Annotated in this window: 10 protein-coding genes; 2 read left to right on the forward strand and 8 right to left on the reverse strand. The window is 33.1% G+C overall.

What is annotated here, in order from left to right; translation table 11 throughout:
* Positions 1-48: 48 nt before the first annotated feature.
* From surE to tgt, 7 genes are all read right to left on the reverse strand, one after another.
* Positions 49-780 (reverse strand): 5'/3'-nucleotidase SurE, encoded by a 732-nt coding sequence (gene surE / locus IY230_RS00490; RefSeq protein ID WP_196369396.1) that lies wholly within the window; start codon positions 778-780, stop codon positions 49-51.
* On the reverse strand, positions 777-3,467 hold the full coding sequence (gene ileS / locus IY230_RS00495) for an isoleucine--tRNA ligase (protein WP_196369397.1): 2,691 nt from the start codon (positions 3,465-3,467) through the stop codon (positions 777-779). The genes surE and ileS overlap by 4 nt, the downstream gene beginning before the upstream one ends.
* 226 nt (positions 3,468-3,693) lie before the next feature.
* The gene (sepF, locus tag IY230_RS00500) at positions 3,694-4,020 is read right to left on the reverse strand and encodes a cell division protein SepF (RefSeq protein WP_196369398.1); all 327 of its coding nucleotides are present in this window, start codon (positions 4,018-4,020) and stop codon (positions 3,694-3,696) included.
* Positions 4,020-4,613, reverse strand: coding sequence for a YggS family pyridoxal phosphate-dependent enzyme (locus IY230_RS00505; protein ID WP_196369399.1), 594 nt, complete (start codon positions 4,611-4,613; stop codon positions 4,020-4,022). Before IY230_RS00505 ends, sepF begins: the two co-directional genes overlap by 1 nt.
* Entirely contained in the window at positions 4,610-5,713 is a 1,104-nt protein-coding gene (gene ychF, locus IY230_RS00510) for a redox-regulated ATPase YchF (protein WP_196369406.1), read from the reverse strand. The genes IY230_RS00505 and ychF overlap by 4 nt, the downstream gene beginning before the upstream one ends.
* A 36-nt stretch (positions 5,714-5,749) precedes the next feature.
* Positions 5,750-6,889, reverse strand: a complete 1,140-nt coding sequence (gene ftsZ / locus IY230_RS00515; protein WP_230852556.1) for a cell division protein FtsZ — start codon at positions 6,887-6,889, stop codon at positions 5,750-5,752.
* 42 nt (positions 6,890-6,931) lie between these two features.
* Positions 6,932-8,065, reverse strand: a complete 1,134-nt coding sequence (gene tgt, locus IY230_RS00520) for a tRNA guanosine(34) transglycosylase Tgt (RefSeq protein WP_196369400.1) — start codon at positions 8,063-8,065, stop codon at positions 6,932-6,934.
* A 94-nt stretch (positions 8,066-8,159) separates the two neighbouring features.
* On the opposite strand from tgt, the gene IY230_RS00525 reads away from it, so the two are divergent.
* Positions 8,160-8,651, forward strand: coding sequence for a QueT transporter family protein (locus tag IY230_RS00525; protein ID WP_196369401.1), 492 nt, complete (start codon positions 8,160-8,162; stop codon positions 8,649-8,651).
* On the opposite strand, the gene mutY is transcribed toward IY230_RS00525, so the two are convergent.
* Entirely contained in the window at positions 8,648-9,652 is a 1,005-nt protein-coding gene (gene mutY / locus IY230_RS00530; protein WP_196369402.1) for an A/G-specific adenine glycosylase, read from the reverse strand. The two genes, IY230_RS00525 and mutY, sit on opposite strands and share 4 nt — an antisense overlap.
* An 81-nt stretch (positions 9,653-9,733) precedes the next feature.
* Between mutY and IY230_RS00535 the strand changes: the two genes are divergently transcribed.
* Positions 9,734-10,342: a nitroreductase family protein gene (locus tag IY230_RS00535; protein WP_196369403.1), complete on the forward strand. Its 609-nt coding sequence runs from the start codon at positions 9,734-9,736 to the stop codon at positions 10,340-10,342.
* Positions 10,343-10,370: the final 28 nt, after the last annotated feature.

Consider the following 10,370-nt stretch of genomic DNA (forward strand, 5'->3'; position numbering starts at 1 on the left):
TCTTTAAAAAAGTGAATGTAGAAATGACTCAATTGTCATCACCCCTTATTATGAATTAAATAACTTTTCAATCTTTTTGTAGTCTGTTCTATCCATTTTTAATGGAGTAATTGAAACATAACCTTCATTAAATGCAGTCATATCAGCATCCTGATCTTCTTTTACGAAGATATTAGATCCTAATATTCTATATGTATTTGGCTTATCGGTTTTAATGAATTCAGAGTGTTGAATTCTTAACCCCATTTTAGTAATTCGTGTACCAAGTACTTTTTTAAAAGATGCATGTGGATAGTTAATATTTAATATATCAGTTTCTAAATATAATTTATTTTCAATGATTTCATCTAATATTTTGATAGTTTCGTCAAATATATAAGGTAATTTAATGTCAGGTGCTGAGAAAGCTATTGCATTTAATCCCATAATAGAAGCTTCAAAAGCTGCAGCTACTGTACCAGAGTATTGAACATCAATTGCTAAATTGACGCCATCATTGATACCTGATACAACTAGATCAAATTCTTGTTCAAAGACTTTCACACCTAATCGAACACAGTCTGCAGGTGTGCCATCAACAACTATAGTTCTTACACTACCTAATACAGGTTCAATTTCTTCAACATCAATATAACCTGTATAGGTAATTGATGCCGACTTTGCAGATTGTTGAACTTTTGGTGCAGACACATAGACACTTCCGTGATAACTTGCTGCTTTTGTTAATATACGTAAACCTTCTGCATCGATTCCATCATCATTGACCACTAAAATGTTCATTTAAGACCCTCCAGAACGCTTTCACAACGTAAACATACGTCATCTTGATTTACTTCTTTAACGATATTCCAACATCTTGCACAAACATGTCCATCAGCTTTAGAAACTTTAATATCTAATTGATCTGCTTTGGATATATGGACACTTGAAACAATAAGTATTTTATCTAATTTATCTAATAAATCTAAATATTCAAGTGCATCATAAGTTGTTTGATCCACACTTAAATTTAGGTGAGCATCCAGTGATTTACCAATCACTTTTGCTTCACGAGCTAGTTCTAAATGTTTTAATACATGATTTCTTAGTTCGTCAAATATGTCATATTTTACTTGTAGTTTTGGTTCTTTTAGTTTACCACCAATTGGCATTTTTTCCAAATAGATGTTGTCATATTCTTTATATTTAAGACTATCGTAAGCCTCTGAAGTTGTATGAGGCATGATAGGTGTTAATAATCTAAGTAATCCTAATAGTATATCATAAATTGTTGATTGGATAGCACGACGTTCAAAATCATCTTCCGCATCACAATATAGGCTATCTTTTGTATAGTCTAGGTAGAATGCTGATAAATCATTTACTACAAATGGAATAATCAGTCTTGTAACTTCAACAAAGTTGTATTTTGCATAACTCTCATTCACTTTTGTAGCTAAAACATAGTATTTATCAGTCATAACACGGTTTAATTGCCCACGCATAGACCAACCAATATAATTTTCTTCCGGATTAAAACCATCTAAAACACCAAGCATAAATCTGAATGTATTTCTAAACTTTCTGTAACTTTCAGAAACTTGCTTCATTAAATCATTAGAAATACGCACGTCTGCTTCGTAGTCTACAGATGCAACCCATAATCTTAAGACATCGGCACCTTGATCGTTCATGACAGTTAAAGGGTCAATGACGTTACCTAAAGATTTAGACATCTTTCTACCTTTACCATCTAAAACGAAACCGTGTGAAACAATTTCTTTGTATGGAGATACACCATCTACTGCGATTGCTGTAGTTAAACTTGAGTTAAACCATCCTCTATATTGATCTGAACCTTCTAAATACATATCCGCAGGAAATGTTAGTCCACGACGTTTTAATATATTATAAGATGTACCACTATCAAACCAAACATCCATGATGTCTAGTTCTTTCGTTAAGTCTCTTGGTCCTTTATAATCATCTGGTAAAAGTTTTTCTACATCCCATTCATACCAAATATCTGATCCGTGTACTTCAAATAATGAGGCTACATGATCAATTAGTTTTCTATCTAGTAAAGGATTATTTTCATTATCATAGAAGATTGGAATTGGAACACCCCAAACACGTTGACGGCTAATGACCCAGTCATTACGGTCTTTAATCATGTTTGTAAGTCTCACCTCACCCCAGGAAGTATGCCATTTAACACCTTTGATTGCTTCAAGTAAATCACCTTTTAACATATCAATACTTGCAAACCATTGAGGTGTAGATCTAAAGATGACAGGCTTTTTAGTACGCCAGTCATGAGGATATGAGTGGGTAATCGTTTCATCATATAATAAATGACCATTTTCACGTAAATCTTCTACGATTTGTGCGTTAGCTTTTTCATAGAACATACCAGCATAAGGGCCTGCTTCTTCAGTCATGTGACCTTTTTCATCAACTGGTGAAAGTAGGTCTAGATTATATTTTTTACCTACAAAATAGTCATCTTCCCCGTGTCCAGGTGCTGTATGTACTAGACCAGTACCATCTTCAGCTGTAACGTGTTCACCTAAGATAATCGGGCTTACACGGTCATATAATGGGTGCTTATAGTTCATGAACTCTAGTGTGCTACCTTTGAATTCTTTTAGTACTTTCGCATTTAAAAAGCCTAATTTTTCTAATAATTTAGGAAGTAATTCTTTTAATGCAATATAATTTTTACCCTCATTATTAAACCATACATAATCAAAATTTGGATGCACTGAAACAGCTAGGTTCGCTGGTAGTGTCCAAGGTGTAGTTGTCCAAATAAGTAGTCTAGTATTTGGGAATTTATCACCCATCATATCAAATCCAACATAAATAGATTTTGATTGTTTATCCATATACTCGATTTCAGCCTCAGCAAATGCTGATTCTGAGGATGGTGACCAATAGATAGGTTTTAAACCTTTATAAATAATGCCTTTATCGACCATTTGACTAAATACTCTGACTTGGTCAGCAATATAAGATTTATCTAATGTTAAATAAGGATTACCCCAATCACCTAAGATGCCTAAACGTTTAAATTGTGCTTTTTGTACTTCTACTTGTTTTATCGCATACTCTCTACAGATTTTTCTAAACTCTGCACGTGTGAGTTGTTTACGATCTACACCACTTTTGGTAACTTCATTTTCAATCGGTAAACCATGCGTATCCCAACCTGGAATATATGGGGTATAACGACCTGACATCGTTTGATATCTTAAAACAAAGTCTTTTAAAGTCTTTTGAAAGGCATGACCTATATGAATGTTATTATTAGCATATGGTGGCCCATCATGTAAAACAAATGGTGTATTATCTTTATTTTTTTCTAATACTTTATTGTATAAATCGATTGATTCCCAATGCTTTTGAATTTCAGGTTCTCTTTTACCAAGATTACCTCTCATTTCAAAATCAGTTTTAGGCATTAAAAGTGTGTCTTTATAGTTCATATGAATATCCTTCCTTTTATTAAATAAAAACGTCCTTAAAAATAAATTCTAAGGACGAAAGTCAAATTCGCGGTACCACCTTAGTTCACAATTAATCATTGTGCACTCAATTGATTTTTATGCTTGCTCCTAGTTGATAATAGCTGTTGTGTTTGTTTATAAGGCTTACACCATCCCTTACTCGCTTTAAACCTTTACAAGGCTACCTGTTCTAATCATTGCAATATTAATTTAAATTTGTTTTTAACCAAGTTTCCACTGTTTGGTCATCATATAGTTCTTTGTTACCAAATAAATATGTTGTTTCATTGATTTCAACAATATGACCGCTAATTGCGTATACAACACCAGACATAAATGCTATCGCTTTATTGGCTCTGTCAATGTGAAGTGCCTCAAAATTAAGTATGAGTGGCGCACCATCCATCATTTGTTTAGCTAGTGCTGTGATATATGCATCATCATCATTTTTTAATTGTTCCATAATGAAACGGTCAGCAGTTTGAATATGAACTTGTTGATTCTTTTGCTTTTTTTTACCAAATAAACCCATTATATGACCCCTTTAAATAGTGATCCAATGCGTAAGAAATCACTGTGATATTTAAGTGCTAATTCATAATCATTACTCATGCCCATGGATGTGTAGTTGAGATTGTACTTAATCTTTAAATCATTTAGTGTTTTAAATATTTCTTCGGTTCTTACAACATCATCTATCGCACCTATTGCCATAAATCCGATTAGATTAATTTTATCATATTTTTTAATTTCTTGTATGAATTCATCTAGATTTTCTATTAAAATACCCTCTTTATTGTCGTTTTTTTCCAAATTTATTTGAATAAAACAATTTAATGGTGTATTTCTATATTTTTGAATGATGCTTGCTAGCTTAATTGAGTCTAATGTATGAAGATAATCTATTTCATTGATTATGAGTTTTGTCTTATTGGATTGTAGATGTCCGATTAAGTGCCATGAAATATCTTTTAAGTCCTTTAAGGATGATTTTTTATCTAATAAACTTTGAACATAGTTCTCACCAAAGTGTCTTGCTCCAAGATTATAGATTTTTGTCATCTCATCGGTACTAAAATATTTACTTGCTACAATCGTTTTATCTAAATACTTTAAGAAACTCATACATTAAACCTGAATAGAATGATGTCACCATCTTGAACAACATATTCTTTACCTTCGATACGCACCTTACCTTTTTCTTTAGCAAGTAATGGTGTACCAAATTCAATTAAGTCTTTATAAGCAAGTACTTCTGCTTTGATAAAGCCACGTTCAAAGTCAGTATGAATAATACCAGCAGCCTCAGGTGCTTTCGTACCTGTTTTAAATGTCCAAGCACGTGCTTCCATTGGTCCACATGTAAAGTAAGTATTTAATCCAAGTAATTTATATCCACTTACAATAACAGTATCTAATCCTGAAGATGTTAAGCCATAACTTTCCATAAAGATTGCTTGTTCTTCCGGATCATCTAATGAAGATATTTCATATTCAACTTGTGCAGAAATCGGAATGATTTCTATGCTTTCTTTTATAGCTTTAGCTTTTAAAGTTTGAAAATATGGATTACTTTCAGGATCTGCTAAATCTGTTTCAGCCATATTTGCGATGTATAAAGCAGGTTTAAGACTTAATAAGTTAAATCCTTTAACAATTTTCTCTTCTTCATCAGTAAAATCTAAGACAGATGTAGGTAGTTCATTTTCAATCATGTGTTTTACTTTAAGTAATGCTGATTGTTCTATGATAGCTTCCTTAATTTTCACCTTAACTTGTTTTTCTAAACGAGCTAGTCTCTTGTCAACAGATTCTAAATCAGATAATCTTAATTCGATTTCAATAATTTCTAAATCTCTTAATGGATCGACCTTACCCTCTACGTGGGTGATTTCAGAATCTTCAAAACAACGTATAACGTGTGCAATAGCGTCCACTTGGCGAATGTGGCTTAAAAATTGATTACCTAAACCTTCACCACTTGATGCGCCTTTTACTAAACCAGCAATATCAATAAACTCAATCGTCGTTGGAATGATTTTTCCAGACTTATAAATGGCAGCTAATTTTTCTAAGCGCTCATCTTTAACATGAACAACACCAACGTTTGGATCGATGGTTGCAAATGGATAGTTTGCTGCTGTCACTTGAGATTTAGTTATTGCGTTAAACAATGTGGATTTACCTACGTTAGGTAAACCTACAATACCAATACTTAACATAATCTTAATACCTTTCGTTAAAAAAGGCTTTCGCCTCTTTTATTTTCTATGTAACCAAGAAGGTAATGTACGCTTCTTAGTATCTTCACCAGATGCTTCCTTATCATTTAAAGGCTCTAATCCAGTATCTGTTATTTTTACTTGTTGTGTACTATTGTTTCTAAAGATGTCACCAGCAATCTTTTCGACTTCATTGCCTTTAGCACGAAGTTCATAACCAGTTGCAACGATTGTAACAATCATTTCATCTTCTAAATCAACACTAACTGTATGACCGTAAATAACGTTTAAATCAGACTCAGTTGCATTTCTAATTTCAGTTAATGCAGCTTCAATTTCAAATAATGTTACTTCGGCTCCAGAAGAGATATTTACGATCGCATCTGTTGCACCATCAATAGATACTTCTAATAATTTGGAATGGATTGCTTTTCTAGCTGCTTCAATCGCACGGTTTTCACCACTAGCCATACCAATACCCATTAGGGCTGTACCTTTATTTTCCATCACAGTTCTAACGTCAGCAAAGTCAACGTTGATCATACCAGGAACTGCAATAATTTCAGCAATACCTTGCACACCTTGTCGTAATACTTTATCAGATTCTCTAAATGCATCTAGTAATTGCATGTCTCTATCCGCAATTGAGAATAATCTTTCATTTGGTATTACAATTAAAGTGTCAACATTTGGTTTTAACTCTTCAAGTCCAGTAATTGCATGTTGCATACGCAGTGGACCTTCAAATACGAATGGCTTTGTTACGATACCAATGGTTAGAACACCTAGTTCTTTAGCAATACGTGCAACTACAGGTGCAGCACCAGTACCAGTTCCACCACCCATACCAGCAGTAATAAAAACCATATCTGCATCAGATAGTACTTCTCTAATTTCATCCTCAGATTCTAATGCTGCTTGCTTACCAATAGCTGGTTTTGCGCCGGCACCTAATCCTCTGGTTAATTTTTTTCCTAATTGAATACGCTCATCTGCCTTTGATACCTTAAGTACCTGAGCATCGGTATTCATTGCAACATATGAAACCCCTCTAACATCATTTTCAATCATGCGGTTTACTGCAGAGTTACCTCCACCACCGACACCGACGACCTTGATAACGGGCTTTTGATTAAATTCGTCGTTAAATCCAAAAACCATGATATCACTCCTATTCATACTACTCTCATTGTAAACTATTTTCACTAAAAAATAAAGACTTTAGTAACTTACTTTAGGATAATTCGTTCTTTCATAAAACTCATCTTTAAAATCTAGTAATCTATCGTCTTTGATTGCTTGTCTAATTTCTGCCATTAAATGCTTTAAGTATGCCAAATTTTGAATACTTACGAGTCTTTGACCTAGTTGTTCTTCCGCTTTAAATAAGTGTCTAATATAACTCTTAGAATATTTTGAAACACTTGTTTGTAGATTTGGATCTAGACTTGACATATCACGTTCAAATTGTTTATTTTTAATAGTCACTTTACCGATAGTTGTAAGTGCAGTACCATGTCTAGCATTTCTAGTTGGCAGTACACAGTCAAACATATCTACACCATTAATCACGTTTTCTAGTAAGTCCTCAGGTGCACCAACACCCATTAAATAACGCGGTTTATTAAATGGTAAAATCGGGTTTAAATGTTTTGTCATTTCATACATTTCAGCCTTTGTTTCACCAACAGATAATCCACCAATAGAATAACCTGGGAAATCCAGTTTAATAAGCTCTTCAGCACAGTGTGCTCTTAATTCTTTATTTAAACCACCTTGTACAATGCCGAATAAAGCTTGATCAGTTTTTAAAGCTTCTTTACCTCTTTTTGCCCAACGAATGGTTCTTTCTACTGAATCCTTCATATATTCATAGGATTCATAAGGTGGTGGACATTCATCAAAAGACATAATAATATCTGCTCCTAAATCCTCTTGAATGCGTATCGCATCTTCAGGACTTAAGAATAATGGAGCACCTGATTTATGATGCTTAAAATGAACTCCTTCTTCTTTAATATCACGTAATTTAGCAAGTGAAAATACTTGAAAACCACCAGAATCAGTTAAAAGTGCACCATCCCATTTCATAAACCCACGAATACCACCGTGATCTTTTACGATATCTTCACCTGGTTGTTGCCATAGGTGATAGGTGTTTGCTAAGATTAAACCTTCTGAAACTTCTTTAATTTCTTCAACTGTTAATGTTTTTACAGTAGCCAGTGTACCTACTGGCATAAAAATAGGTGTTTCAAACACACCATGTGGTGTCGTTAATTTACCAAGCCTAGCACCACTTTGCTTACAAACATGTAATACTTCATATGAAATCAAAATAAAACCACCTTCCATGGTTGAAATTATATCATAAAATGGTAGAATAAGGAATGTAAAAAATAGCGGTAGCCTAGGGAAATACCCGCTTTAACAAAACAAGGAGTAAAAAATGAAAAAAGGTTTAGATTTAAAAGATATTGTCATACAAATGACTATTTCAGCAATTTATGTTGTTTTAGTGTTTGTATTTTATTTTATGAGTTTTGAAGCCATTCAATTTAGAATCGCTGAAATACTCTTAGTTCTGGTGTTTTTTAATAAAAAACACACAATAGGGTTAGTTTTTGGTACGTTTTTAGCAAATTACTTTGGTGCATTTGGTTTAATTGATGCCTTATATGGTTCACTTGCTACACTCTTAGTATGTATCTTCTTGTATACTTTTAGAAAACAATGGGTACTTGCATTACTTATCTTTCCAGCATTATTTAATGGTCTAGTGATTGCTTTTGAAATATCTTACCATTTTGACACATTTAACGTATATTGGTTCAATTTTGGAACCATTGCACTTGGTGAACTCATAGTCGTTGCACTACTTGGAATTCCATTTATGCTTTCGTTAAAGAAAACAGATGTCTTAATGGAATATTTGACTTAAATTTGCTTTATTTGCTTTTTAACAACTGTGGCGATTGGTACCTTACTAAAATCATGGACGATTTCGTAAGGTGATACGGTACTATTTACCGTACCACGGTATAAGTTGATTTGCCAAATCATATGCGTAAAAATGTGTTTGATAGGTTGTAACTCATCAAGTAATTGGATCTCTAGGCCCAATTCTTGAGCTTGAGTTAATGCACCATTTAAACTATCTGATTCAATTTGAACAAATTCATAAAACCCATGTAATAAATCTTCAGTACGCTTACGCATGAGAAATCCTTCTTTATATTCAAGTATGAATGTGAAGTATTGGATTTCTTTTTTTGTTCTTAAAGGACTCATTTTAGGATAGTTTTGCTGGACATTGTTTATGTTTGCTAAACATACATCTTGTAAAGGACAATTATCACATAAAGGATTAGACACCTTACATACAGTTGCACCCAATTCCATCATACTTTGAGTATATAAGTAAGGATTGTTAGAATTCTCAATGAGTTCTTTATTCAATTCATTTAATTTCTTTTTATGCTTATCCAGTCTAAAATCATCTTCTAGCATTTTTACTCTAGAAAGCACTCGAATGACGTTACCATCTGTTGCTGGATAAGGTTTATGAAACGCTATCGACATAATTGCACCAGCTGTGTAGGCTCCAATACCCGGTATTTTTAGTATTTTAAAGTAATCTTCAGGCAACTTACCATCATGATGATCAATAACATATTGTGCACCTTTATGTAGCATTCTAAATCTTTTATAATAACCAATACCTTGTACTACTTTTAATACATCATCTATAGCTGCATCAGCAAGATCATGAATTGTCGGGAAGATAGTTAAAAATCTATCATAAAAAGGTAGCATTGTGTCTACTTGAGTTTGTTGTAACATAATCTCTGATACCCAAATATGATAAGGGTTATCTGTTTTTCTAAAAGGTAAATCTCGTTTGTTTGCTTGATACCATTCAAATAATCTTAAATATGCCATAATCTCGCTCTCCGAAGCCTATTTTACCAAAATTATCATTTGTTGATGCTAAAATGACTTAGATGAAAGGATGATAATGTAATGAAAGATATAATTTTAGGTAGACGCTCTATTAGAAAATACACAAATGAAAAGATTTCTAATGAAACTTTAGAAAATATGTTGAACGATGCACTACGTGCACCTTCTAGTAGAAATTTACAACCAGTTAGACTTTTTGTGATTGAAAGTCAAACCGCTAGAGAAAAGTTAAGACCAATCCTTATGGGTAATCAACTTCAACTAGACACTGCTTCTCACATTATCCTAGTCACAGCGGATATTCGTAAGTATGATGATGCGTATATTATTTTCGATCGCTCTGTTGAACGAGGTATGATGCCTGTTGAAATTAGAAATAGAAATCTTGAAAGTTTTAAGAAACTTGAAATCGATCCAAATGATATAAGTTATTTAAACTCACTTCATTTAGATGGTGGATTATTCTCAATGAACTTTATGCTTGTAGCAAGAACTTATGGATATGATACATGTCCAATTGGTGGATTTAATAAAAAGTTAATTCATGAAGCGCTTGGTATTGATAGTCGTTATGCACCTGTGTTACTTATCTCGGTTGGTAAAGCAGATGAATCTGGTTATGAATCCGTTCGCTTAAGTGCTAAAGAAGTTACAAAATTTATAGATTAATTGTCTACTAAAGTAAAAAAGGGGAGCA

This window comes from Acholeplasma laidlawii (assembly GCF_015709225.1).
Classification (GTDB): Bacteria; Bacillota_I; Bacilli_A; order Acholeplasmatales; family Acholeplasmataceae; genus Acholeplasma; species Acholeplasma laidlawii_A.

What these genes read in the sequence shown, in the direction of transcription:
- IY230_RS00525 (WP_196369401.1), top strand. Translation starts at nt 8,160, where the DNA reads ATGAAAAAAGGTTTAGATTTAAAAGATATTGTCATACAAATGACTATT.
- mutY (WP_196369402.1), bottom strand. Translation starts at nt 9,652, where the DNA reads ATGGCATATTTAAGATTATTTGAATGGTATCAAGCAAACAAACGAGAT.
- tgt (WP_196369400.1), bottom strand. Translation starts at nt 8,065, where the DNA reads ATGGAAGGTGGTTTTATTTTGATTTCATATGAAGTATTACATGTTTGT.
- ftsZ (WP_230852556.1), bottom strand. Translation starts at nt 6,889, where the DNA reads ATGAATAGGAGTGATATCATGGTTTTTGGATTTAACGACGAATTTAAT.
- IY230_RS00505 (WP_196369399.1), bottom strand. Translation starts at nt 4,613, where the DNA reads ATGAGTTTCTTAAAGTATTTAGATAAAACGATTGTAGCAAGTAAATAT.
- IY230_RS00535 (WP_196369403.1), top strand. Translation starts at nt 9,734, where the DNA reads ATGAAAGATATAATTTTAGGTAGACGCTCTATTAGAAAATACACAAAT.
- surE (WP_196369396.1), bottom strand. Translation starts at nt 780, where the DNA reads ATGAACATTTTAGTGGTCAATGATGATGGAATCGATGCAGAAGGTTTA.
- ileS (WP_196369397.1), bottom strand. Translation starts at nt 3,467, where the DNA reads ATGAACTATAAAGACACACTTTTAATGCCTAAAACTGATTTTGAAATG.
- sepF (WP_196369398.1), bottom strand. Translation starts at nt 4,020, where the DNA reads ATGGGTTTATTTGGTAAAAAAAAGCAAAAGAATCAACAAGTTCATATT.